28 protein-coding genes are annotated in these 24,209 nt (G+C 47.4%); 12 read left to right on the top strand and 16 right to left on the bottom strand.

What is annotated here, in order from left to right; genetic code table 11:
- Window positions 1-19: 19 nt before the first annotated feature.
- From M1D59_RS05985 to M1D59_RS06010, 6 genes are read right to left on the bottom strand one after another with little or no spacing between them, the layout of a single operon-like run.
- Complete coding sequence (locus tag M1D59_RS05985; RefSeq protein WP_016885923.1) at window positions 20-238, bottom strand: spore germination protein; 219 nt, start codon at window positions 236-238, stop codon at window positions 20-22.
- Window positions 239-293: 55 nt separating this feature from the next.
- Window positions 294-677: a spore germination protein GerPE gene (locus M1D59_RS05990; protein ID WP_105979079.1), complete on the bottom strand. Its 384-nt coding sequence runs from the start codon at window positions 675-677 to the stop codon at window positions 294-296.
- Window positions 674-856 carry a spore gernimation protein GerPD gene (locus M1D59_RS05995; RefSeq protein WP_105979078.1) on the bottom strand — a complete coding sequence of 61 codons (183 nt, stop codon included), beginning with the start codon at window positions 854-856 and terminating at the stop codon, window positions 674-676. The genes M1D59_RS05990 and M1D59_RS05995 overlap by 4 nt, the downstream gene beginning before the upstream one ends.
- Window positions 853-1,458 carry a spore germination protein GerPC gene (gerPC, locus tag M1D59_RS06000; protein ID WP_039072655.1) on the bottom strand — a complete coding sequence of 202 codons (606 nt, stop codon included), beginning with the start codon at window positions 1,456-1,458 and terminating at the stop codon, window positions 853-855. Before gerPC ends, M1D59_RS05995 begins: the two co-directional genes overlap by 4 nt.
- A 21-nt stretch (window positions 1,459-1,479) precedes the next feature.
- Window positions 1,480-1,725 (bottom strand): spore germination protein GerPB, encoded by a 246-nt coding sequence (locus M1D59_RS06005; protein ID WP_039072656.1) that lies wholly within the window; start codon window positions 1,723-1,725, stop codon window positions 1,480-1,482.
- Between the two features lie 12 nt (window positions 1,726-1,737).
- Window positions 1,738-1,959, bottom strand: a complete 222-nt coding sequence (locus M1D59_RS06010) for a spore germination protein (protein WP_458117875.1) — start codon at window positions 1,957-1,959, stop codon at window positions 1,738-1,740.
- A gap of 186 nt (window positions 1,960-2,145) precedes the next feature.
- On the opposite strand from M1D59_RS06010, the gene M1D59_RS06015 reads away from it, so the two are divergent.
- Window positions 2,146-2,439: a DUF3784 domain-containing protein gene (locus tag M1D59_RS06015; RefSeq protein ID WP_105979077.1), complete on the top strand. Its 294-nt coding sequence runs from the start codon at window positions 2,146-2,148 to the stop codon at window positions 2,437-2,439.
- A gap of 82 nt (window positions 2,440-2,521) precedes the next feature.
- On the opposite strand, the gene M1D59_RS06020 is transcribed toward M1D59_RS06015, so the two are convergent.
- Together M1D59_RS06020 and M1D59_RS06025 are read right to left on the bottom strand one after the other, a co-directional pair.
- Window positions 2,522-2,704 (bottom strand): aspartyl-phosphate phosphatase Spo0E family protein, encoded by a 183-nt coding sequence (locus tag M1D59_RS06020; RefSeq protein ID WP_020450876.1) that lies wholly within the window; start codon window positions 2,702-2,704, stop codon window positions 2,522-2,524.
- A 162-nt stretch (window positions 2,705-2,866) separates the two neighbouring features.
- Window positions 2,867-3,952 carry a CotH kinase family protein gene (locus tag M1D59_RS06025; RefSeq protein WP_025811689.1) on the bottom strand — a complete coding sequence of 362 codons (1,086 nt, stop codon included), beginning with the start codon at window positions 3,950-3,952 and terminating at the stop codon, window positions 2,867-2,869.
- A 165-nt stretch (window positions 3,953-4,117) separates the two neighbouring features.
- Between M1D59_RS06025 and cotG the strand changes: the two genes are divergently transcribed.
- From cotG to M1D59_RS06050, 5 genes are all read left to right on the top strand, one after another.
- Window positions 4,118-4,639, top strand: a complete 522-nt coding sequence (cotG, locus tag M1D59_RS06030; RefSeq protein ID WP_245117979.1) for a spore coat protein CotG — start codon at window positions 4,118-4,120, stop codon at window positions 4,637-4,639.
- A 152-nt stretch (window positions 4,640-4,791) separates the two neighbouring features.
- Window positions 4,792-5,697 (top strand): fumarylacetoacetate hydrolase family protein, encoded by a 906-nt coding sequence (locus M1D59_RS06035; protein WP_020450879.1) that lies wholly within the window; start codon window positions 4,792-4,794, stop codon window positions 5,695-5,697.
- A 139-nt stretch (window positions 5,698-5,836) separates the two neighbouring features.
- Window positions 5,837-6,046, top strand: coding sequence for a hypothetical protein (locus M1D59_RS06040; RefSeq protein ID WP_023856615.1), 210 nt, complete (start codon window positions 5,837-5,839; stop codon window positions 6,044-6,046).
- Between the two features lie 441 nt (window positions 6,047-6,487).
- Window positions 6,488-7,540, top strand: coding sequence for a ribosome small subunit-dependent GTPase A (gene rsgA, locus M1D59_RS06045; protein WP_020450882.1), 1,053 nt, complete (start codon window positions 6,488-6,490; stop codon window positions 7,538-7,540).
- A gap of 134 nt (window positions 7,541-7,674) precedes the next feature.
- Window positions 7,675-8,031: a YisL family protein gene (locus M1D59_RS06050; protein ID WP_011197750.1), complete on the top strand. Its 357-nt coding sequence runs from the start codon at window positions 7,675-7,677 to the stop codon at window positions 8,029-8,031.
- Window positions 8,032-8,069: 38 nt separating this feature from the next.
- On the opposite strand, the gene M1D59_RS06055 is transcribed toward M1D59_RS06050, so the two are convergent.
- On the bottom strand, window positions 8,070-8,636 hold the full coding sequence (locus M1D59_RS06055) for a DUF2777 domain-containing protein (RefSeq protein ID WP_458117876.1): 567 nt from the start codon (window positions 8,634-8,636) through the stop codon (window positions 8,070-8,072).
- A gap of 164 nt (window positions 8,637-8,800) precedes the next feature.
- On the opposite strand from M1D59_RS06055, the gene asnB reads away from it, so the two are divergent.
- Window positions 8,801-10,642: an asparagine synthase (glutamine-hydrolyzing) gene (gene asnB, locus M1D59_RS06060; protein ID WP_458117877.1), complete on the top strand. Its 1,842-nt coding sequence runs from the start codon at window positions 8,801-8,803 to the stop codon at window positions 10,640-10,642.
- Between the two features lie 110 nt (window positions 10,643-10,752).
- Here the strand turns inward: asnB and M1D59_RS06065 are convergent, their stop codons facing one another.
- The 3 genes from M1D59_RS06065 to M1D59_RS06075 all read right to left on the bottom strand — a co-directional run bounded on the left by M1D59_RS06065 (window position 10,753) and on the right by M1D59_RS06075 (window position 14,073).
- The gene (locus M1D59_RS06065) at window positions 10,753-12,132 is read right to left on the bottom strand and encodes an ammonium transporter (RefSeq protein ID WP_020450885.1); all 1,380 of its coding nucleotides are present in this window, start codon (window positions 12,130-12,132) and stop codon (window positions 10,753-10,755) included.
- A 56-nt stretch (window positions 12,133-12,188) separates the two neighbouring features.
- Window positions 12,189-12,530 (bottom strand): P-II family nitrogen regulator, encoded by a 342-nt coding sequence (locus M1D59_RS06070; protein WP_020450886.1) that lies wholly within the window; start codon window positions 12,528-12,530, stop codon window positions 12,189-12,191.
- Window positions 12,531-12,732: 202 nt separating this feature from the next.
- Window positions 12,733-14,073, bottom strand: a complete 1,341-nt coding sequence (locus tag M1D59_RS06075) for an MATE family efflux transporter (protein ID WP_145608622.1) — start codon at window positions 14,071-14,073, stop codon at window positions 12,733-12,735.
- 121 nt (window positions 14,074-14,194) lie between these two features.
- Here M1D59_RS06075 and M1D59_RS06080 point away from each other — a divergent pair, with 121 nt between their 5' ends.
- From M1D59_RS06080 to M1D59_RS06095, 4 genes are all read left to right on the top strand, one after another.
- A complete protein-coding gene (locus M1D59_RS06080) occupies window positions 14,195-15,058 on the top strand; it encodes a helix-turn-helix transcriptional regulator (RefSeq protein WP_145624396.1) in 864 nt (287 codons plus the stop codon).
- Window positions 15,059-15,086: 28 nt separating this feature from the next.
- Window positions 15,087-15,644: a GNAT family N-acetyltransferase gene (locus M1D59_RS06085; RefSeq protein ID WP_020450889.1), complete on the top strand. Its 558-nt coding sequence runs from the start codon at window positions 15,087-15,089 to the stop codon at window positions 15,642-15,644.
- A gap of 56 nt (window positions 15,645-15,700) precedes the next feature.
- The gene (locus M1D59_RS06090; protein ID WP_048350081.1) at window positions 15,701-16,744 is read left to right on the top strand and encodes a LacI family DNA-binding transcriptional regulator; all 1,044 of its coding nucleotides are present in this window, start codon (window positions 15,701-15,703) and stop codon (window positions 16,742-16,744) included.
- Window positions 16,745-16,912: 168 nt separating this feature from the next.
- Window positions 16,913-17,941, top strand: coding sequence for a Gfo/Idh/MocA family oxidoreductase (locus M1D59_RS06095; protein WP_023856622.1), 1,029 nt, complete (start codon window positions 16,913-16,915; stop codon window positions 17,939-17,941).
- 150 nt (window positions 17,942-18,091) lie between these two features.
- Here the strand turns inward: M1D59_RS06095 and M1D59_RS06100 are convergent, their stop codons facing one another.
- The 4 genes from M1D59_RS06100 to M1D59_RS06115 all read right to left on the bottom strand — a co-directional run bounded on the left by M1D59_RS06100 (window position 18,092) and on the right by M1D59_RS06115 (window position 22,481).
- Entirely contained in the window at window positions 18,092-19,180 is a 1,089-nt protein-coding gene (locus M1D59_RS06100; protein ID WP_144497767.1) for a Ger(x)C family spore germination protein, read from the bottom strand.
- Window positions 19,177-20,295, bottom strand: a complete 1,119-nt coding sequence (locus M1D59_RS06105; protein WP_026579920.1) for a GerAB/ArcD/ProY family transporter — start codon at window positions 20,293-20,295, stop codon at window positions 19,177-19,179. Before M1D59_RS06105 ends, M1D59_RS06100 begins: the two co-directional genes overlap by 4 nt.
- 6 nt (window positions 20,296-20,301) lie before the next feature.
- A complete protein-coding gene (locus M1D59_RS06110) occupies window positions 20,302-21,771 on the bottom strand; it encodes a spore germination protein (RefSeq protein WP_023856625.1) in 1,470 nt (489 codons plus the stop codon).
- Between the two features lie 104 nt (window positions 21,772-21,875).
- Window positions 21,876-22,481, bottom strand: a complete 606-nt coding sequence (locus M1D59_RS06115) for a LysE/ArgO family amino acid transporter (RefSeq protein WP_224066925.1) — start codon at window positions 22,479-22,481, stop codon at window positions 21,876-21,878.
- 98 nt (window positions 22,482-22,579) lie between these two features.
- Here M1D59_RS06115 and M1D59_RS06120 point away from each other — a divergent pair, with 98 nt between their 5' ends.
- The gene (locus tag M1D59_RS06120) at window positions 22,580-24,052 is read left to right on the top strand and encodes an aminotransferase-like domain-containing protein (RefSeq protein WP_458118041.1); all 1,473 of its coding nucleotides are present in this window, start codon (window positions 22,580-22,582) and stop codon (window positions 24,050-24,052) included.
- The last annotated feature ends 157 nt before the right edge of the window (window positions 24,053-24,209 follow it).

A 24,209-nucleotide genomic window follows, 5' to 3' on the forward strand; every position in this document is an offset into this window, starting at 1 on the left:
TCTAGTGGAAGAGGCTGCTTTATGCATTTCCGACAACATTCTGGTCGCTTACATCCGGGTCTATATAATTTGTCGCGTTTATACCATTGTTGACGATAAGGAAATCTCCAGTATTACCAGCACCAGAACCGAGTGCAGACTTTGAAGAGCTTTTTGGAGATAGATAAAAAGAATCGCCGAAATTCACTACTCCTCCTGAGATTTCATTGATTTTAATGGGTCCGACAATGGCTGGCATGATTGATCGACATCCTTTATAGAAGTCTCTGAACCAGTATATGTCGGCCGGGCGGTTATTGTGAGTTCCTTGCAGGAGGAAGCTTTCTGATATGTTTGACTCTCGCCTCGGAAATCATGCGGCGCGTCGAACCAACCTGAAAAACTGAAGAAGAAGATACCCCGGCAATTTTTACAGCTCTGACTCGAATGACGGGAACCTCATGGAAAAAAGCTGATGAGACGCCGGTTTCCGGTAATAAATGTGGTATCGGCTGCTGAAAGAGAGGGAAATCTTCCTGATTAAATGAGCCTTCATTTCCGAAAAAAAGTGAAAGGTAGCGCTGAACAGCGAGAATTTTCACTTTAGGAATAATCTCTTCGACATCCCCGATTTGCAGCGTGCTGGTGATCCCTACTGAATGAACTTTCAAAAACTTTACTTTTGACGTTCTGATCATCTTGATTCCGGCGCCAGCGGGACAAACGGCCCGACAATGAGAGATTCAGGCGGTGTATCAAAAATTGATGACAGGGAAATGCATTCTGTATCTCCGATTAAAAAAACAGATGAGCTTGAAACCCCGGTAATGTTAATATTACCTACATCCAAACAGCGGTTCACAACGGTAAAATTCATGTGTTTTCATTTCCTTTCATTTCGTCAGGAATCGATTTGAGAAAGTGTTCGATTGCCCGTGCGATATCACGTTTCACATAATCGGCCAGCCGTTCTGCATGCTCGCGGGGCTGGATGTTTTCGTCAGGCTGCACATGTTTGACGTAATAGCGGATGCGGCTGTCGATTTGCTTTCTGATGTCTTCGATGATATGGTGGCGGTTTGTATCGTCCAGTTTACTGTCATACCGGTCTTCCAGCTGTTCCAGCAAACGAGGGGTTTCTTCGTTTAAGTAGGCATCGACGAGCTGTCTCGTTTGCTGCATCAGCTGGCCGTCGAGTTCCTGCTGCAGCATTCCGATACCCGGCGGCTGCTGGCTGATTTCAAAGTTTTCCACCTGGTCAGGATCTGTCGGATTAAGCCCGATGTTGAGCGTTCCGTCCAAGCGTTCAATTTTTAATTGATCAAATTTGTATTCGATCCGGTCAATCCGGGTACCGGGATTTTCTTTCAGCTGGTTCAATTCCGACTGCAATGCGGCAATCTGCCTTTCGAGGCGCTGGATTTGCGCATCCTGCTGCTGCAAATACCCATACCAGTTCTGTGGATTGCTTTGTTTCATGAGATTACACCCCCGTGTATCCTATGGTACTGTAACAGAAGGAGCATGAAGAGGAACGAGAGTTGGTTGAGTCCCGTCTTCAAAAGCGTCGTCAAAAACTTCGCCGCCGGCGACAGGCGGGGCTGCTTCCGTGTAGCTCCCTGTATTATAAAGGTTGGAAAGTGTTTTAATGGAGCCCGCGCTCCCGATCTGCAAGACGGAAGAGTTGCTGATGCCTTCGACTCTTAAATAGTTGATTTGAATCGATTGGTTGATATAAAAATTCATGCCCCTACCTCCTTACAGGTTGCCTGCGAGCGGCTGATCAATCAAATCGTTGTCATATGTGTTGGTGATGCTGTTCTGGTTATATACGCTGAGTCCGTCTCCGGTATTGAAACTGCCGGCGCCTGCGAATGTTTTAACTTCTGCATAAGGAGAAATCGTGATGCAGTCTCCGACATGAACAACGCCGCTCGTACCGACGGCATTTACTTTAAAAGCTCCGACAATAGCTGGCATGATGGCACACCCTTTAAGTAATCACACGTTTTTTATGGGCTATACACCATATCCTATGTTGATTAGGCGCTTTTGTGATAAAAAAAGAGGTTTTGCCGTGAGTGCTGATCACATGCGGGTGAAACTTATCAGATTGGAAAACGTATGAATAAGAAAAACGGTGCGATAAGGGAAGGGGGAGGAGACATGTATTTTCAATTGAATACGGTGTCAATCGCTGCAGCCCTGCTGTTCTTTTCAGCAGCCTATGCAGTCGGAATAAAAAAACAAACTTGGATATTGCGGGGATTTCGCCGGGAAAGAGTAAGGGATCAGGATAAGCTGGCCAAAATCGCAGGGTATTTCTTTTTGAACAGCGGATTTTTGTTATTCTTGAACGGGTTTGTTTATATTCCGTATCAAGAGTCCTTTACACCTTCGGTCATTCTTGCCTACGGTGTGTGCACGGTGATTTATGTTCAAAAAACAATGGCCGAATAGCCAAAGCTGCGACCTGAAATCATTGGATGAGGAAACGGAGGAGAGGGAAGGCCGGGCATCAGGCGCAGCTTGCAGTCGGAGGTCATGACGTATGGCGGCCTTTTCTTTCTTCCGCATGTATCACGCAGTTCTCATCCTTTTGCATTCGTTGGTTCAGCAAGTTGTCCAATTCCTGACTGCATTGAATGGCCTCTTTGGAGTTGATGCCGAATTTTTCGGCAGCTTCAAATAAGGCCAGTCTTTTTGCTTCAATTTTATTGTTCATCATGGCAGTCTCCAACTTTCGATTTGTATTTTGAGTCGGTGATTTCAGGTATTCAGCAATGATGTTCCTTGATATTGCTAGTATACCTTATTTTGTGTTAAAGGGATTTTTTTCGCCAATATGACAAAAAATGTGACATTTTTTTTGAAGGAGAGCGCCCGTTTATAATCGGGAAAGCTCGAAAAGCAGAAACCGCTTCCTCTGTTCGATAAAATGGAAAATTTGTTTTTGCTCATCTTCGAGTCGGCTGTATGTGACGGTTGTATAAGGATCATATTCAAGAAAAGGCGCGATTGTCTCATGCCAGTCTACCGCAAACCGCGAAAGCCGGCTGATTGTAAATTGGCGGTGCAAGACGTTTTTCATTAAATTGAAGTATTGGGACTGAAAAGCCGGGATGTCGAGCAGTCTCGCAGACAGTGTATTATAGCCTTTCGCCGGAATCCTGTTATGTTCCATTTCTTCCCCGTGAATATTCCGTCCCCATGTCGCGTCATAATCCCATGGAATAATTTGAAACGTTTTTGTGCGATCGTTTAAATAAAGCGCATAGTTATGGACGAAGCCGTCGAAGTTTTGGGTGCAGACGGCGCCGATGAGCCATAGCAAATATTGTTTGACATCGAGATAGCGTTTGATTTCCTTTTCAAATATGTCGTCTTTTGCGGTATTAATAAAGTAGATAAATTCCTGGAGGTAATCATCGTGGCGGCTTGACCCCGTTTTTCTTTCATATCCCTGCATGAGATTTTGCTTAGCCTTTTTATCGAAGGAGCTCAGCAGAGAAAAATTAGCATCGTCATCAACGGCATAATAAATGGCCCCCCTTTCTAAATTTCTCCTCTTTAAGAAATGATCGTCAACAGATTCGATTTTTAAATAGATGCCTTCTTTTTTTTCGTTGAGATAAAGGAAAGCGTGCGATGCTGCCGGCGCAAGAACGCCGATTTGTTCAAAAAAATGAAAGGATAGCCTGTTTCTGATGAAAGACGGATCGTGATATTCGGCGTTCAAATGAAACGCAGCTTCTTCAGCCTTTTCTTTTCTGTCCGGATATTGAATGAAATAGGACTTCTTTGTCAGTTTGCGGGTATGGGCCCCTCTGTATGACACTGCGACAGGCGTCTTTGCTGAACCGGTCAAGAGCATGCCCGGAACGGCTTCATCACTCCAGACGTCTTTTTTCAACTCAAGCAGATGCTTCGGATGAATGTGCAGCCTGAAGGCCGGCAAGGCAGTGGCACTCATCATCATTTCCTCCTTTTTCAGCTGACATATCATATGTGAAAACAGCCAGTCCCGGAAGCGGACCGCCTAAGTTTGAACAAAAACAGTCATTTGCCTCAGTACACTTGTCTTTACGGTGCGTATGATAAATCAGGACATAAAAAAGGAAGAACAGGAGGTTACAAGATGAGTGGTGTCCATGATCATGACATTAAAGAGGCGGTAGATCAGCTGAAGAGCGAAGGCAGAGACCATTATTTAGACCGGGAACCCGAAGAATCCGCCGGCTCGGGAAAAGAGCGGCGTCCGCATAACATTTGGGATCTTTGGTGGGGGATCAAGCCGGACAGAAGCAAAAAACATCATAAAAGCAAGAAGCATGACGACCATGAAAAACCGGATAAAAGCAAGCACGACAAAAGCAAGAAACCCGACAAAAGCAAGAAACCTGATGACTGCAAGAAACCCGACAAAAGCAAGAAACCTGATGACTGCAAAAAGCCTGACAAAAGCAAGAAACCTGACGACTGTAAAAAACCGGATAAAAGCAAAAAGCCTCACGATTGCAAAAAACGGGATAAATGCAGAAGTAAACGCCCCGATCATCATCGCTGCAAGAAGACTCACCATCATAAACGAGGCGGCTATGAAACCATTACAAAATGGTCTGACGGAAATCTGACCGAAGTCATCTACCGAAAAAAATAAGAGAAGCGGCTTACTGCATGGTGAGCCGCCATTTTCTTTTCCGGGAAGGAACGCCCGGGACTTTCGAAGCTGTTTGCAGAAAGCGAAAAGGAATTTTCGTTTTTTTAGAGAATATGTAGAATAGTTTTAAATCATACTGCGGGGGAATATTTATGAAGTTTGCGACAGCAAAGCTACACAGCCGTACATTTGTAGGGCTTGTCATGGATGAGAAGATAATGGATTTGCAAAAGGCGGAAAAAAAGCTGTTTGAGCTTGAAACGATACCTGAAACGCTTATCGAATGCGTAAGCGAGGGAGAGAAGTTTGTCCGCCATGTCGAACAGCTAGTGGAATGGTCAAAAAAGAAAAACAGCGAAGAGAGCGGTTCGTATATTTATCCGCTGTCAGACGTTGATTTGCTTGCGCCGATTCCCGAACCGCGGAAAAACGTGATCTGCATCGGAAAAAATTATCGGGATCATGCGATTGAAATGGGAAGTGAAGCAGATATTCCCGAACATATCATGGTGTTTACAAAAGCGCCGACTTCGGTTATCGGCCACATGGAAGGGATTGATGCCCACGAAGGCGTGACAGAGGCGCTCGATTATGAAGGCGAGCTCGCGGTTGTCATCGGCAAAACGGGAAAGAACATCCCGAAAGCTGAAGCCCTCGACTATGTGTTCGGCTATACGATCATCAATGATGTGACGGCGCGCGATCTGCAAAAGAGGCACAAGCAGTTTTTTATCGGCAAAAGCCTTGATACGACTTGCCCGATGGGGCCGTTTCTTGTACATAAATCAATGATTGAAGACGCAGGCGACTTGAGGGTGGAGACGAGAGTGAACGGCGAACTCCGCCAGTCGGGCAGCACAGAGGACATGATTTTTCCGATTGCGGACATGATCGAAACGCTGTCTAAAGGAATGACGCTTGAAGCGGGGGATATTATCGCAACCGGTACGCCGTCAGGAGTCGGCAAAGGCTTTAATCCGCCAAAGTTCCTCCGAAAAGGCGATCAAGTCGACATTACGATCGAACCGATCGGAACGCTTTCCAATCCAGTGAAATAAAAAACTTTTATAAAAATATGCGAGATTGCCAGGGGGCTATTTTTCGAATCAACGGCAAGTACACAGCCTGTTTTCGACATGTGTTATGGCTGCTCGCAGATTGTTTATCAATAATGATTGATGTTTGGGAGGAAAGAAATTGTTCTTTAGAAAAATGACGGAAAAGGAAAAGAAAAGTACTGAAAAAGCGACAAAAGTAGGATTTGTTTTTTATATGATTGCTTTATCGGTAAGTTCCGCATATTCATTTTTTATAGAATCAGGATTTAATATTTCATTTTTGATTTTAATGGTTGGTTTAATCGTATTTTTTACCAGTGATTTCATATTCAATAAAATCACTGGCTAAAATGAAAGGGAAGACAGACAATCCGCTCAGCCGATCTGTAAAATGATTGCAAAGGACGGCATGTTTGAGACACTGGGTGAAATGTTATCCCTGCCTGATAAAGGAGGATCTCGAAGGAAGGTTCAGGCAGAGTTTTGGCTGAAACGCTTTCCAATCCAGTGAAATAAAGGATTGTCAAAAGATTGGCTTTAGCATATAATGAAGCTGTCAAACTTTTTAGAAATGAGGGATGTGTGATGAGAATGGATATTGTCTTTTTTGCCCAACAAACGATCATTGCACAGCCCATGTAATATTTCGACTGGTATTCTTCAAATGGATCTGGTGATATTTCCATGGGCTGTCGAAGCGGCTCATGGAGTGTTTATATGTTGAGAGAGCCGTGTATTTGCGGCTCTTTTTTTGTTTGAAAAATCATCAGATCTTTAGGAGGAAACCACATTGAATTTATCTGCATTAGGCATCAAATATATCATGGAAGCTTTAAAGGACGAGGAAGGTCTGATTTTAGGGAGGATCGCCCTTGAGCATAAAAGGTTGTACCGGGTATGGACGGAAGAGGGAGAATGGCTGGCCGAAATCTCAGGCAGGCTGAGGTTTGAAGCGGAGAGCCGCGGAGACTACCCCGCTGTCGGCGATTGGGTGTATATGCGCCCACGCGGTGGCGAAAAGAAAGGGATGATCACGGAGGTCGTTCCCCGGTTCAGCAAATTTTCGCGCAAAGCGGCGGGGGAGCCGGCAGAGGAACAGATCACCGCAGCAAACGTCAACACGATCTTTCTCGTCAATGCGCTCGGTCTGGATTTTAATGTGAGAAGAATCGAACGCTATTTGCTGCTGGCTTGGGAAAGCGGAGCCAATCCCGTCATTGTCTTGAGCAAAGCCGACATCGCTGACCGGATTGAAGAAAAGGTGCGCCAGGCGGAATCCGTGGCATTCGGGGTGCCGATTCATGTCATCAGCGCTCATGAAGGCAATGGGATGGATGAGTTGAAAGCGTATGTGAAACAAGGAGAAACCGTCGCCCTTTTAGGGTCGTCAGGCGTTGGCAAATCAACGATCATCAACTTTTTTCTGAATGAAGACAGGCAGGTGGTCCAATCCGTCCGTGAAGATGACGACAAAGGGCGGCATACGACGACACACAGGGAAATGTTCTTGCTGCCTGAAGGCGGACTTTTAATCGATACGCCGGGGATGCGGGCATTGGAGCTTTGGGAATCGGAAGAAGGATTCAGACAGAGCTTCAGCGATATTGACCAGCTTGCAAAAAACTGCCGATTTTCAGACTGCATGCATCAAACAGAACCCGGCTGCTCCGTGCAGGAGGCGCTGGCTGACGGCAGACTCGATGCCGGCCGGTTCCAAAGCTACCTGAAATTAAAAAAAGAGCTCGAATACCTCGAAAGAAAAACGGATAAACGGGCGGCGCAGCAGGAAAAAAAGCGGTGGAAACAGATAACGAAAAGCATGAAAAAGAACAAACGCAAATAAATGAAAAAGGCGCTGATGAATGATCTCAGCGTCTTTTTTGCTGCGGAAATGACAGCGTTCACATTGTTTTGTTTAATGGACCGGTTCATGATAAGATAAGAACGATACCTGATTTGATAGGGGGAAAAATGAATATGACGCATATGCATATCACGTCTTGGGTGATCGCGCTCATTTTAGTGTTCGTTGCTTACGGACTTTACTCATCTGGAAACAGCAAAGGCGCAAAAATTACACATATGATTCTCCGCTTATTCTATATTATCGTTATCATTACCGGGGCGCAGCTCTTTTTAAAGTTCACGGCATGGAACGGAGAATACATAGCGAAGGCCTTGCTCGGCCTCATCACCATCGGATTCATGGAAATGCTTTTAATTCGCAGGAAAAACGGAAAAGCGGCCACCGGGATCTGGATCGGCTTTATTGTCGTTCTGCTCTTGACGGTTGTGCTTGGGCTCCGTCTTCCACTCGGCTTTAAAGTGTTTTAATTAAAAGACATCGGTTCTTTATGAGAACTGGTGTCTTTTTATGTCGGCGGCTTGAAGGTTGAAATCATCACGATTCGTTCCCCGTCTGAAGCGGTCCATTCGAATCTGTCCTTCCATTCCTCTTTTCGTTCGTAATGATGCTGCAGGGCGCATTGTTTCATATCATGAGAAAATTGATAAAACGAAACGCCCTTCACATCCTTTTTCCCGGGCCAAAAGCTCAAGCCGTTATAGGCGAAGACGCAGTCAAAGATGGAAAAGCCGAGGTTGTTCAGCTGATCCAAAAAAGAATAGAACTGTCCGTCTTCCAGATCGTTCAAAAATTCGAGAAATGCCTGTTTTACCGTTTTCAGATAACGGATCGATTCTCCGCCTGTCAGCTTCACGGTCTCCGGCTTTTCCGTGACGGCGAATTGATCAAACAGTTCGGCTTTTTGCCATTCTCCGTCTATGCTGATGAAAACTCCGGGACTGTTCAGGCTTTCAACCAAAAATAGATCTCCTTCTTCGTTTTCAATCAGGCAGATCCCGTCTTCCATTAAAATTTTGCCGTAAATCCATTTGCGCTTTTCGGCGTAAATTCGTTTTTGGCGTTCGGTGTCCATGGGCGGTCTCCTTTCTTATTTCGTTTTTTCCAAAACGGGCTTGTCTCATACAAGACTCTGTTGGACAATTCAACTATTATTTTAAGGTGCATAAAATAGGTAAAGTGACAAAGGAAGTGAAGCCTAAAGCAGAGGAAGAACATTAGAATTGGAGCTGATCGACAATGTGTGGAATAACGGGGTGGGTCGATTTTAAGAAGCCGCTTGTTCAGGAGCAGTCTGTCATAGCGAAAATGACTGATACGCTTTCGAACAGAGGACCTGATGATACGAATATTTGGGGAAAGCACCATGTTTTATTCGGACATAAACGCTTGGCAGTTGTGGATCTGGAAGGCGGCAGACAGCCGATGACCCGCACACACCAAGGATACGATTATACGATTTGCTATAACGGCGAACTCTATAATACGGAGGATTTGCGGAAAGAGCTTAGGCAGCGGGGGCATCAATTCAAGAGCCACTCAGATACAGAGGTTTTGCTTCATTCATACATGGAATGGAAAGAGGAATGCATCGACAGGCTGAACGGAATTTTTGCATTTACGGTATGGGATGAAAAGCGCGATCTTCTTTTTGCGGCACGCGACAGGCTCGGCGTTAAACCGTTCTTTTACACCGAACAGGGCTCATCATTTCTGTTCGGATCTGAAATCAAAGCGATTCTCGCTCACCCGGAAGTGAAAGCAAAGGTCGACCGTTCAGGGCTGGCCGAAATTTTCGGCCTCGGGCCGTCGCGATCGCCGGGGAGCGGTGTTTTTAAAGGAATAAAAGAGATCCGCCCGGGGCATGCGATGATTTTCTCAAAAGACGGTTTAACGGTTTGGCGCTACTGGAATGTGAAAAGCGAGAAGCATACCGACAGCTTTGACGAAACGGTGGAAAATGTGCGGTCGCTGTTTCAGGACGCCGTCACAAGGCAGCTTGTGTCTGATGTGCCGGTTTGCACGTTTTTATCAGGAGGGGTTGATTCGAGCGCCATTACCGCAACGGCCGCCAAGCATTTTGAGGAAGAAGGGAAGGGGCCGCTTCATACGTTTTCGATCGATTATGAAGACAATGAACAATATTTTACGTCAAGTTCATTTCAGCCAAACGCCGACGGCCCGTGGATTAAAAAAATGTCCGATGCATTCGCAACGGTTCACCACAACTGCGTGATTTCCCAAGAGGAGCTGGCCGCTTATTTGGAAGAAGCCGTACTGGTCCGTGATTTGCCGGGGATGGCTGATGTCGATTCTTCTTTGCTGTGGTTTTGCCGCGAGATTAAAAAGGACTTTGTCGTGAGTCTTTCCGGGGAATGCGCGGACGAAATTTTCGGCGGCTACCCTTGGTTCCATTCGGCAGAAGATGTGAAAGGTTTCCCATGGATGAGATCAATGGAAGAACGGATCGCACTTCTGCAGGACGGCTGGCAGAAAAAACTGAACCTCGGCGAATATGTGAAGGCGAAATACGAGGAAACGGTTAAAGAAACACCGCTGCTTGAAGGAGAAACGGGTGCGGAGAAACGAAGGAGAGAGCTGTTTTACTTAAATATGCTCTGGTTTATGACAACGCTCTTGGATCGAAAAGACAGAATGAGCATGGGGGCGAGCCTCGAAGTCAGGGTTCCGTTTGCGGACCACAGGCTTGTCGAGTATGTCTGGAATATTCCGTGGGATGTCAAAATGCATGGCAGCCGTGAAAAAGGCATCTTCCGCAAGGCTCTTGAAGGCATTTTGCCTGATGAAGTGCTGTATCGCAAAAAAAGTCCATATCCGAAAACGCACCACCCCGCTTATACGAAAGCCGTCATTCGTTGGCTGGAGTCATTGCTGGAGCAAAAAGACTCGGCGCTTTATGTTTTCTTAGACAAGAAAAAACTGGAGCGGCTGATTGAGACGGAGGGCGCATCATTTCAAGTTCCCTGGTACGGACAATTGATGAAGGGACCGCAGTTGATCGCACACCTTGCCCAAATCCATACTTGGTTTGAGAATTATCGAATTGATATTGAGGAATAACATAAAACACCCGGCATAAGCCGGGTGTTCTGCGTTTTGGCAAAAGAAACGGCGGCGTTATTTGAACACCGCCGCTGATTTCAATGATCGGCAGACTGGATGGAAGAGAGTCAAACCTGTTCTGTTTTGGAAGACGGTCCCGGCTTTAAATTGTTGAGCCGTGAGACAAGATCGGTTCCGAAAGCGGAGCTGACGTCAACATCGCCCTGTTCGATGTAGCTTTCTTTATACTCGTACGCCGAAGAACCGTGTTCGGCATAATCGAGTCCGGATATTTCCTCTTCTTTTGATACCCGGATCGGAGTGAAAGCTTTCATTACTGCAGTGACAGCCGATGTAGCAGCGAGGGTCCAGGCTGCGATCGCCAAAATGCCGACGGCTTGAATGCCGAGCTGTGCGGCTCCTCCTCCGTAAAAGAGACCGCTCGATGTATTGAAAAGCCCGACTGCAAGCGTCCCCCAAACACCGCAAACACCGTGAACGGCAATGGCGCCGACGGGATCGTCAAGTTTCAGCACCTGATCGATAAACTGAACGCCGACAACTAAAATGACACCTGCGATGCATCCGATTAATATCGCGCCTGTAAATGAAACGCCGTCCGCGCCCGCGGTAATTCCGACAAGGCCGCCAAGCGCGCCGTTCAGCGTCAGGGAAGGGTCGATCCTGCCGTAGCGGAAATAAGTGAACAGCGCCGAGCTGACGACTCCGCCCGACGCGGCTAAAAGGGTTGTGGTGATGACATGCGGGACGGCGGCGGGATCAGCCGCAAGCGTGCTTCCGCCGTTGAACCCAAACCAGCCGAACCACAGGATAAAGACGCCGAGTGCGCCCAGCGGAATGCTGTGTCCTGGAATGGCATTGACCTTTCCGTTTGCATATTTTCCAATCCGCGGCCCGAGAAAGATGACAGCCGCAACCGCGCCCGCAGCACCTGTCATGTGAACGATCGCAGATCCGGCAAAATCAACAAATCCGAGGTCATACAGCCAGCCTTCCCCCCAAGTCCAATGGCCGACAACCGGGTAGATGAGACCGGTCATAAACAGCGTCAAAATCATATAGCTGCCAAGCTTCATCCGTTCAGCGACAGCGCCGGAAATAATGGTCGCGCACGTAGCGGCAAACACGGCCTGAAAGACGAAAAATCCGACATCCTGATCACCTGCTAAAGCAAAACCGCTTGTGCCGATGAACCCGCCAGCGCTGTCCCCGAACATCAATGCGTATCCGGCGAAGAAATAAAGGATGGAGCCGATAGAGACCGTCAGAAAGTTTTTCATTAAAATGTTTAACGTGTTTTTAGCTCTCGTAAAGCCAGATTCAACCATCGCGAAACCGGCGTGCATAAAAAAGACGAGCAGAGTGCCGATGGCCACCCATGTCATGTTGACCGAATCATTGACCGATTGCGCCGTCGGTTCGGCGGCCAGAGCTGATGCTGCGAGGAAAAAACTGAGGAACAGGACGAAAGATACCTTGGTTTTCATAAGAATCATCCTTTCTTAAAGTATCGGCAAAAAGAGGCGGGATGGAGCCGGTCGTTTTACACAATCGCTTCCTTTCCGGATTCCCCTGTCCGGATTCGAACCGCATTTTCAATCGGGAGCACAAAGATTTTTCCGTCGCCAACCGTATTTGTCGAACATGTGCTTTCGATGATTTGGATAATTTCATCAACGCTCTCCGATTCAATCACCATTTCGACTTTCACTTTAGGCAGCAGCTTGATTTCGTAGGAGGTGCCGCGAAACAAAGCCTGTTTCCCGCGCTGTTGCCCGCAGCCGGCAACCTCTGAGACCGTTAATCCGTTTATGCCAACCTCTTCAAGCTTTTTGCGGAGGCGGGGAAACTGTTCAGGGCGTATAATCGTTTCGATTTTTTTCACAATGTAAATCCTCCTTTTGATGTAAGGTTTTATTACGTGTATTGTTATGTTTATTATCATACGTAATATCAAATTGAAAATCAATACGAATTTTCAAAAAAATTAATCTATTAGACCTATTATCAGAGAGGTCTGTATTCACAGAATGAAATCCTTGTGATGTTTTATGACATGAAAAAACCTGCTTTCAGTTGAAAGCAGGTTATGCCGCAAAGCCTTTTTGTAGCCACATTTTAGATCTCCATCTTCTGTACATCAAAATTCCCCTGACCCACTCGTCGGCGATGAAGGAAAACCATATTCCCGCCAGGCCGAATCCGAGCTGAATGCCGAAAATATAAGCGATCGGAAGGCCGATTCCCCACATTGAGACAATCGCCATATAAACCGGATATTTCGCGTCTCCAGCAGCTCTGAGAGAATTAATGATGACCACGTTAAACGAGCGGCCCGGCTCCAGGATAATCGTCAAAAGGATCAGTATACTGGCCGTTGCGATAATATCGGGATTGCTGCTGAAAATGCCGATCAGCTGTTTGGAAAACACAGCGAAGAGAACGGAAGTAAATGTTGTAATGGCCAGAGCCCACCAGAGGCTCTTCAGACAGCGGCTGTACGCTTCATCAAATTGTTTCGCGCCGATATGGCGTCCGATTAAGATTTGCGTTCCCTGGCTGATCGCTGTGCCGAAAAGCATGATGAACATCATCAAATTTTGGGTATAGACCTTTGTTGTCAGCGCCTGCGCGCCCATCAGCGTGATAAAATAGGTGACAATCATCTGTGACGCGTTATACGAAAGCTGCTCCCCTGCTGAAGGTATCCCGATTTTCAGCAGTTTTTTCAGATGGCTTTTCTTTAAGACAAACAGCCGTTTGGACAACAATGGCATGCCGACGCGCTTTTTGACGAGCAGAGCGATCGCGAACAGGCCGATGATGCGCGCGATGGAAGTGGACATTGCTACGCCGGCCACGCCTAAAACCGGAAAGCCGAACGGCCCGAATATGACAAGATAGTTGCCGGCGATGTTCAGGATATTCATGCCGATGGTTACCACCATTGTGTCCTTTGTATGCCCGTAGCTTTTCAAAATGGCGCTGAAGGTCATAATGAGCGCTTGAATAAAGGACAGTCCGCCGACGATCTGGAGAAAGATGCCGGCCTCGGCCAGCAGGTTGGCGGACAGGCCCATCATCAATAAAAGCGGTTTGGCAAATATATAAATCACCGCGCTGATGAATAGACTGATGATAAAATTGGCGCTGATGGAAACATAGCCGACTTCCATCGCTTCGGCTTTTTGCCGCGCTCCTAAAAATTGAGAAATAATAACGGTTGTTCCTGTGGCGATAAAACCGAACATCACAATGATCAAGTTCAGCATTTGGTTGCTGACGCCGACGGCTGCCACGCTGTCGTCGGAATATTGGCTGAGCATCAGGGTATCTGCGTTGCCCATTAACATATATAATGAAACCTCGATAAATATAGGCCAGGTCAATGCGAATAAAGAGAGGTTTTGAGGTGCTGTTTTTTTCATGGCGTTTGACCCCTTTCTTTTAAAAAATCCGTTTTATAGTGTAACGCCATTTTCTTATAATAAGAAGAGACGAAACCGATACTTCTTGGAGAAATACGACTTGATGAAAAGGGGAGAGAACATGGAACATATCATCTTTACAATTCCGCCGCTCCCTGTGTTGATTACCGGCGGAGAAGGACTGTTCAAAAAAGGGGAAAAGCATGTGAGGCGTGAATATTCCGTGTTTGATCTCTTATATGTAATACAGGGGGAACTATTTTTGACTGAGGACGGCGACTCCCATCAGATCCGGGAAGGGGAATATATCATCCTTGTACCGGGGCTTGAGCATTATGGACACCAAGGCTGTCAAGACGATACCCGCTATTTTTGGCTGCACTTTCAGGAGCCGTCTTATGGCTTTGCACAGCAGGGAGGTGAGAACTGGACCGAGCTCAAGCTGAAGAAGGGGACGTTTGAAACGCCGACATTATATCATTTAAAGATTCCGAGAAAGGGAAAGATCGACCAAAAAGCGTTTATTGAACAGCAGTTTAGACGTTTGATTGACGATTCCGCCCAAAATTCCGACCTGCCTCTTCGGAAGCAGCTCTTGTTCGAAGAGCTGCTGATTCACCTGCAGAAGGAGGCGTTCCACATTCCTTCGGCGAGTGAGCGTGTGGCATCTGAAGCGCAGCATTACATCGACCGCCACTATAAGGAGAAGCTCAGCATGGAGCAGCTCTCGGCTGCCCTTCACTATCACCAGGACTACATTACCCGCTGCATGCAAAAGGCGTTCGGCATCACACCGGGCCAATACGCCAATAAGGCGAAGGTTTTTGAAGCGAAGCGGCTCCTTTCTTCGACAAACGACAAAATGTCATCGATTGCCGAACAAGTCGGAATCGATGATCCGACTTATTTCTCAAAGCTGTTTAAACAAATAGAAGGGATTTCGCCTGTTGAATACAGAAAGATGATGAAGAGAAATATTGAGTGATATTTTCAAAGCATAGGAGGAGAAAAGTTTGGCATCCATCAATGGTGAAAAAGTAAAGCTGCGCACGATCACAATGGATGACCTGCCCGGATTATGGAGAATGATTTACGGAACCCGAAACCCTGAATGGAAAAAATGGGATGCCCCTTATTTTCCGCTTCAGCCCGAACCGTTTCAATATTTTCTCGACTCTTTTGTGCCGGCTTTAAAAGAAAAACCGCCGCGCTATTTGGCGATTGAGATCGAAGGAGAGCTGAAAGGAACCGTTTCTTACTATTGGGAGTGCCGGCCGACACGCTGGCTGGAATGCGGGATCGGCATCTATGATCCGCGGTTCTGGAACGGAGGTTACGGCACGGAAGCCGTAGAATTATGGGTCGGCTTCCTATTTGAAAACGTCGATGTGCCGAGAATCGGAATGACGACGTGGTCCGGCAACAGGCGGATGATGAGGTGCGCCGAAAAAGCGGGGTTTAAGATGGAAGGCCGGATTCGCAAAGTCAGATATTATGACGGAGTCTATTATGATTCAATCAGATACGGAATATTGCGGGAGGAGTGGGAGCTGATTTGCGGCGGTAGCTGACACGCTCTATAATGTAATATTAGATATCTTTCATCAGCGGACTAGAGGGGACCAAAATGAAAAAAACCATTTATGATGTAGCGGAAGCGGCAGGCGTTTCGATTTCCACGGTTTCCCGGGTGATCAACAATACCGGGAGAATCAGCAGGTCGACAAGGCAAAGAGTGCATGCCGTCATGAAAGAACTCGATTATCAGCCGAATGTTCACGCTTCTGCGCTTACCGGAAAGCGCACGAACATTATCGGCCTGTTGACGCCCGATATTGCAAACCCTTTTTTCGGAGAGCTTGCCAAAAGCGTTGAAGAGCGGGCGGGCGAGCTTGGATTCAGCATGATGATATGCAGTACCGACCGCGATCCGAAAAAGGAGGCAACGTATTTCTCGGTGCTCAAGCAAAAAAGCGTCGACGGCATCATTTTTGCGACCGGCATCGAAAATCAGGAGAGCATGGATGCGCTCGAGGATATTGCAAAAGAGGGCATACCGCTCGTGATGATTTCTCAGGACCGCGCCCTTGTTCCCCTGGATGTCGTGGTCATCGACGATTTTATGGGCGGATACTTAGCGACGCGGCATTTAATTTCACTCGGCCATAAGACAATCGCCTGCATCGCCGGCGACGGATCGACAACCGGAGAAAAAGACAGGCTGAAAGGCTTCCAAAAAGCGATGGATGAAGCCGGCATCAAAGTGAATGAATCGCTCATCGCCGGTACCGGTTTTTCCCTGGAATGCGGCAAAAAAGCAGCCGCTCAGATTTTCGAAAGCAACATTCCGACCGCCGTTTTCGCCATGAATGATGTGCTTGCGTGCGGAGTCATTCAGACTGCAAGGGAATGGGGGCTCCAAGTTCCAACGGATTTATCTGTCATCGGCTTTGATAATACGTTTTTAGCCGAAATGACCGATCCGCCGCTTACGACAGTGTCGCAGCCGATTGAAGAAATGGGCCGCCGTGCGGCCGAGCTGCTGGCCGAAGAAATCAGCGGCGAGAAAAGTTCGAAAAACAAAATCATTCTCATGCCTGAACTTGTCGTCAGACAGTCGACGGCACCTCCATTTAAAAAAGATGCACATGCTGAAAAGAGCGGGTTTTGATAGAAAAAAACGCTCTTTTTTTAAAAAATAAGAGCAAGCGCTTGCTCTCATTAAATCCTAAAAAGGATTGCGGATAAAATAAATACAGGGTAAAATCAGAATTGAAATGAGCAAGCGCTTTCTCTGATTAATAAAGCGCTTTCAATATGTGAGAAGGGAGAGAAGAAAATGACAGAACGAGTGAGATGCGCCGTATTAGGGCTCGGAAGGCTCGGCTATTACCATGCGAAAAACCTCAAAACCGAGGTGCCCGGGGTCCTGCTCGCCGCTGTGGCCGATCCGGCAGAGGGGAGGGCGAGGGAGATTGCCGCCGAACTGGGTGTTGAAAAGTGGTTTGAAGACCCGTTTGAATGTCTCCACGATCCAGAAATTGATGCCGTCGTCATCGTTACACCGACATCTACCCATGCCGAAGTGATCAAACAGGCGGCCGAATGCGGCAAACAGATTTTCGTCGAGAAGCCGCTGACATTAAATCTTGAAGAATCGATTGAAGTCATTTCTAAAGTCAAAGAAACGGGCGTGATTTGCCAGGTGGGGTTTATGAGGCGGTTTGATCCTGCTTATGCGGATGCCAAAAGGAGGATCGATGCCGGAGAAATCGGCAAACCGATCTATTATAAAGGGTTCACGCGCGATTTTGGCTCTCCTCCGGCCGAATTCATTAAAAAAAGCGGCGGTATTTTCGTCGATTGTTCGATTCACGATTATGATATCGCGCGTTATTTAATGGGGGCTGAAATTACTTCGGTTTCCGGCCACGGAAGGGTTTTGAAGCACGCGTTCATGCCGGGATGCCATGATGTCGATCAAGCGCTCACCTATATGGAGTTTGATTCGGGGGCGGCGGGTGATGCGGAAGCAAGCCGCAATTCGTCTTACGGCCACGATATACGCGCCGAAATTATCGGGACGGACGGCAGCATCTTCATCGGGACGCTGCGGAACCCGGCGGTTACCGTGCGGACCGGGCAGGGGAGCAGCTATAATATCATTCCGGATTTCCAGGCGAGGTTCCATGAAGCGTACTGCTTAGAGATGCAGCACTTTGCCAAGTGTGTTCGCAACAAAACGAAACCGATTGTGACTGAAGTGGATGCGGCAGTCAATCTGGAAATCGCGCTTGCGGCCACAGAATCCTGGTCAACAGGCAAGACCGTCAAGATTCAGTATCAGACGAAACAGCTTACGGTATGAAACGGGGCTCATAAACGGGCTGTGATAAAGATAAAGTATGCCGGAGATCATCCTGCGGTCAATAGGATCAACAGAAAGAAGGGCGGAAGAAAGCATTTCTCCGCCCGATGCCGCCCTTTCTCTCAGCGTTTTCAATCAACTGCAAGCCCCTTATTGCACATTCAGATTCGGTCTCAGATTCACCTGATAGTCCACCTCGACATCCATCTTCTCCCAACGATGCAGCCACGCTTTGTCGCTCATCGGCTTCGTAAACGGAAACAGCGCTTCACCGCCGACTTCAAGCGGATCAACCCGAATGTTTTGCATGTCCTTTATCATGTCCGTTGTTTTCTTTTCCAATTCGGATTCCACATCATGAACAAGTGCGCTGAACTCGCTTTGATCCTGCAGGTTTTTGTCGCCTGTGTATTCTTCAATGCCCGCGTTTATGCTGACTTTCATTGATAAAGCTGTATTGTTTTGATTTAAGTCAAATGTGACGGTTGAGCGGGCTTGGCCGATTATGATTGACAAGTTGGGAATCGTGAGGAACTTCAGATACCTGTTATTGTTGAGCAGCTGAAAAATTTGATCGTCTATGCCGGTCAGTGTCTTCACGAATTTGTCGTTTCGGAAAAGTCCTGTTCCTTCATATGTGAACTGGTTACCATCGGTTCTGAAAACAGGCACGTAAGGATCTGAATAGTGGGTGTACAGCTGGTTTTTGAATTGATGCAGGTTAACGATGCTCATTTCACCCTGGTTGGCTCTTTCAAAATGCCTTAACGTCTGATAAAGATAAAAGTCAAAATTCTCGCTTTGCTTCAATTCGTTCAGTATATATTTGTCAAAATCGCCGTTGACGACGATGAGATAAAGGCGAGGGCCGATTTTCGGGTCTGACAGAAGCGTGTTGATAATCGGAAGTATGCCTTTGTCGGCGAGATTTTCTTCGATCATCACCATTCTCAGCTGCCCGTTTTTCAGCTCGTTGTAATAATTTAAATTAAATCGCTTGCCGACTTGTTTGATCATATTGACTTCGGTGCTGAATAGCCGCTTCTTTTCAAGGCCCACCGGAGGGACGGTGGTGCTCATTGAGATCTTTCCTTTTTTTCCTTCTTTGATATACCAAAAGGTAACCGGTGAGATTTCTTCAATCTCATTGTTTTCAACAAATGGAGAGCAGCCCTCAATCGTCATGAAAATCACAAGTGCGATACAGCCGTTTAATATGGGACGTTTCCCGTTGATCATTGCATGCGCCCCTTTCGTTTTCCGGCGATGACAAGAATAGCCGGAGTCAATGCGTAAGTGACGGCTCCGATGGATACTTCGATCAAAAACCACATATCTTGCTGCTTTCCGGATTGCCAAAACCAAGTGCTTAACACGAGCGAACATCCCATGAGCAATAGGAAGCTGAACAGAAATCCTCTTCGCGTCACAGGCTTGGCCATTCTTTTAAACAAAATGCGGAGGCCTCCGTAAAAGCAGAGTAAAAAAATCGCGATTACAAACGCAAAATGAAACATATGGGCAGACAGTAGAAACGTATCGATCCGCTCCAAAATCGGCGACTGCAAATAGCGGAGCATGTTTATCACCGGAAAAATGGTTTCCAGCAAATAAGAGGAGCCGTAGAAAAATAATGCACCGATAAACAAAAACAAATATTCGAAGAGTGAAATCGCATTACCGACCGATAAACATTTCAGCACATTAGCTTCCTTGCTGAACCATGGAGCCAGACAAATCAAATACTCGGGACTGGAAAAAGAAGACCACATGACGAGCAGCGCCTTCCAAGAATGTTCAGTCCAGTCAAAAGGAATCAACGGATATAAATCGGTCAAGGAAGCGATCGGGGGGATATAAAACCTGATAAAAATGAACACGATCCAAAATGATGACATAAAGGCAATGATGACAAATCGCATCGTATTTTCCATGCCGTGGGAGGCCGCATATCCGCTGATCACCAGAATCAAGATCACAAGCCAGTTGATATTGATGGCGGGAAAGATGAAGTGTCTCACCGTTTCGGCGTAGCTTGTGATCATGATCGCGATCTTTAACGCGAGCTGAATTAAGCCGATCAGGATAAAAAAGCGCAGCTTGCGTTCGCCGAAGAGAGCGGCAAAGCCTTCATAGCCTTTTGCGGCCGCTGGAGAAGACAGCCATTTGGACAACAGGTACAAGTTGAACTGTGACAGCATTCCGACAGCGAGCATAACGAACATCATGTAAGGGTGAACCAGATACATCGGCAGAACCAAGATGAAAAAAAGAACTTGCATACGGTTGGCGATGAGGGCGATGTAAATTCCGCCGAGAGGCCGTGTCTTGTGAAATAATTGAAAAGAACTCAAGCCGCTTCATCTCCTTTTAACGTACCGCCATTTTTGCAAGGTATGCAGATATTCGGGGCGCTTTTTCAGCCAGATCAAAGGACTTCGTATAAAAAGATCGAGCCAATCGCGCCAATATAACGGAGTAATCGGCGCAAAATAAGGCTGCTTGAGAGAAGTAAGCCCGTTCAAATGAACAAACAGTCCGATCATTCCGAAGATCAATCCGAAAAAACCGAGGCAGGCGGAGAACACGAGCATCGTAAAATGAATCAAAGTGTGCCCTTTAGCTACGATGTAGTTAGGCACCAAAAATGACGCGACCGTTGAGATGCCGACCAAAACGATTAGCACTTTGCTGACGAAGCCCGCCTGCACCGCTGCTTCTCCAATCACAATCCCCGAGATAACCCCCAATGTTGAACTTGATTTTGTCGGCATCCGCACGCTGGCTTCCTTAATAATTTCAATGACGAGCAGCATAAGAACCGCTTCCCAAAACGGGGTGAACGGCACTTTGCTCCTTGATTCGATCAGCACATAAAGGATCTGGAGCGGAAACATATGATAATGATGAGTCGACAAAGCCACATAAAAAGGGATGAGCAAAATAGACAGAAAAAAACTGGCGTAGCGCAGCATTCTAAAAAAGCTGGCAACCGGCCAGCGCGTCGTATAATCTTCAGCGGAGTGAAAAAGGTGAAAAAACGTGATCGGTGCATGTAATACAAACGGCGTCTGATCGACCAAAATGGCGACTTTGCCAATGCTTAAATTGTATGCGGAAATGTCGGGACGCTCGGTCTGCTGGAACTGCGGAAAAATCGAATGATGATGATCTTCAATCAATTCAGTGAGCTGTGCGGAATCGAAGATCATGTCAAAATCGGTTTCCGCGATTTTTTTTCTGGCTTCCTCAATCAATTCCGGATTGGTTAATCCGGCAATATAAACGATAACAACAGATGTTTTGCTGAGCGAACAGACCGTCAGCCTTTCCGCTTTTAAATTGGTTAAAGGCAGCCTGCGCCGCAGCAAAGAAAGATTGACGTCGAGCTGCTCGGTAAAACTGTCTTTCGGACCGTACATCACCGTTTCGGTTTGAGACGGTTCGATCTGCCGGCCGACCCGATTTTCAATGGGAATGGCAAACCACTGCTGCCTGTCCGGATCATGGATGATGATCGAACCGGACATCAGCCACTCCTTTGCGGTTTCTAAAGATACGATCGGTTCAACGTGCAAAACAAAGGTTTTTAAACAGCGATATATTGACTCTTCTTCGGCGCTCATGATCAGAGGCCTGATGATCGACTGTTGCAGCATGACCCGATCAATGATGGTATGTAAATAGTAAAATACTGCTTTTTGTCCGCCTTTTGTTTCATGCTCTTCGATCACCGCATCAGCCATACCGGCGGTGGCGTCAAGAAGGGCATCTTTCGTAATGGGAGCGCTCCGCAATCCGGCTCCCTTTCTTTTATATTTTCGAAACATGGACATCCCTCATCAGCGATTGATCATTGCCGGGTTACCGGATTGTCTTTATTGTGCTCGCTGCTTCTCAGGTTTATGCGGACAGAAGCCGCGTTCCCGCAGGATCAGGTAAACAGCGAGGCGCCGAGGTAGGCGGCAAGCCCCCACATGACAGCCGCAGATCCTTTATTGAACAAGGTCATGACGATCCCCTGTGAATCGAGCTGTTTGAGAAGTCTTCCCGTTGCGGCAAGTCCAAGGAACCATAGCCACGAAACGATCATACATGCACAGGTGAACAGCCAAAGATCCGCACCTTCATACGCTAAAGAGTTGGTGCCGATCACGCCGACGATATCGAGCAAGGCGTGCGGATTTAAGAGCGATACGGCCGCAGCAAAAGCGATTTGCTTTTTGGGCGGCATAGCTTCGGACGCGTTTCCTACCGCCGGTTTGCTCCTCCATGTGATCCATCCCATATAAATGAGAAACAAAAATCCTCCGGTCAAAAGGACAAATTTAACTTCAGGAAGGCCGGCGACAGCCGCGGAAATACCTGTGACTGCCAGTATAATCAGGAGGGAATCGCACAACGATGCGGAGATCACAAGCGGCAAGACACGCCAAATGCTCGATGATGCGGCCCCTTGCTGAAAAATCAGGACATTTTGCGCGCCGAGCGGCAAGATCAGTCCAAAAGCGAGAATCATTCCGTGAATAACTGCGTTCATGACTGTAAAAACCCCTTTCATTCAAAACATCCGTTTTATTGTAGAGTAAGAAGCGGGGAATGTCTCCGGCCATTTGGCTGGTCTAATTGCCCAGCCAAATGCTATCTTTTAAAAAAGGAGCTGAACATGAAGTGAACAGACAGCTGAACAGACATTCAGACATTCCGTTATACCAGCAAATCGAACAGATCATAAAAGAGAAGATTTTACAGGGCGAATGGCCGGCCGGGACGAAAATCCCTTCACAACGCAAGCTGGCATCTATCTTTCAAGTGAATAGAAGCACGGTTACCGCGGCTCTGGACGAGCTGACAGCCCAAGGATTTCTTGAAGGCAACCGGGGCGGAGGCACAAAGGTGGCCAATCAAACATGGTCACAATTGACGGCGGGGCCGCCGCTTGACTGGACGAGTTATGTACGTTCGGGAATTCACCGTCCCAATTCAATGACGGTTCAGGAAATCAACAGGCAGGAGTTTACAGAAGGGATCATCAGGCTCGGCACAGGTGAATTAGCGCCTGAACTGCTGCCCTATCAACAGATGGAAGAGATTCTTCGCCGCGCACCGTCTGATAGGCTGATGCTCGGGTATGAAGAAGCGAAAGGAAGCCGCTATACAAGAGAGGTGCTGGCGGAGCATCTGGGCCGGAAGGGTGTGCGTGTATCGGCCGACTCGATTCTGATTGTCTCCGGAGCGCTCCAAGCGCTGCAGCTCATATCGATCGGCCTTTTGAAGCGGAGAGCCGTCGTGTTGGCGGAAAAGCCGTCATACCTATACTCGCTGCACGTTTTTCAATCGATGGACATGCGGCTTTGCGGGCTTCCAATGGATGGCGGGGGATTAGACCCGTCCGTCATTCCGGCGGTAAAAAAACGGCATGGCGCCGATTTACTGTACACGATTCCGTCATTTCACAATCCGACGGGCAAACTGATGTCGGAAAACCGGAAGCGCGAGCTGATTCAAATGAGAAAACGGCTGTCGCTCCCGGTTATTGAAGATGACGCATACGGCGACTTGCGGCTTGACGGTCCGCCGTCATCGCCGCTGAAGGCCATGGACAGAGAAGGCAGCATTCTTTATGTCAGTACACTATCGAAAACAGTCAGCCCCGGCCTTCGCATCGGCTGGGTCGCAGGCCCGGAGCCCGTCATCGAGAGGCTGGCCGATATTAAAATGCAGACTGACTACGGCTCAAGTTCATTGTCGCAATGGGTGGCTGCAAAGTGGCTTTCAAGCGGACTTTATGATGAAAATCTCAGCTGGATCAAAGGTGAACTGAGACGAAGGCGGGATGAGGCGCTCCGGTGTCTTGAGACCTATTGCAGAGGAATCGCCCGCTGGGAAAAGCCTTCAGGCGGGTTTTACATTTGGGTCACATTTCTAAAGCCGCTCTCGCTCAGCGCTTTGTTCGAACAAGCATTACAGAAAAACATCCTCATCAATCCCGGCACTCTCTACGATAAAGAAGCTAAATACAGCATCAGATTGTCCTATTCGTACGCCTCTTTGCCAGAGCTTCGCTACGGCATTCAAACGATCGCAGAACTCGCCGGGAAGCTCATGTGAGTCCCGGCTGTACCGGCTGCTGAAAAATCGACGTTCAGCAGCCGCCCCTTTTTATTTCAGGCCTCGGGTTATTTAAAAACAGTCCAAAAAATCCCATTAACATATCATTCAAGGAACTATTGATTCATATTAGCAGCTGGATTTGCAGTAGAGGAAA

The sequence above is a fragment of the Bacillus sp. PK6-026 genome (assembly GCF_054161455.1).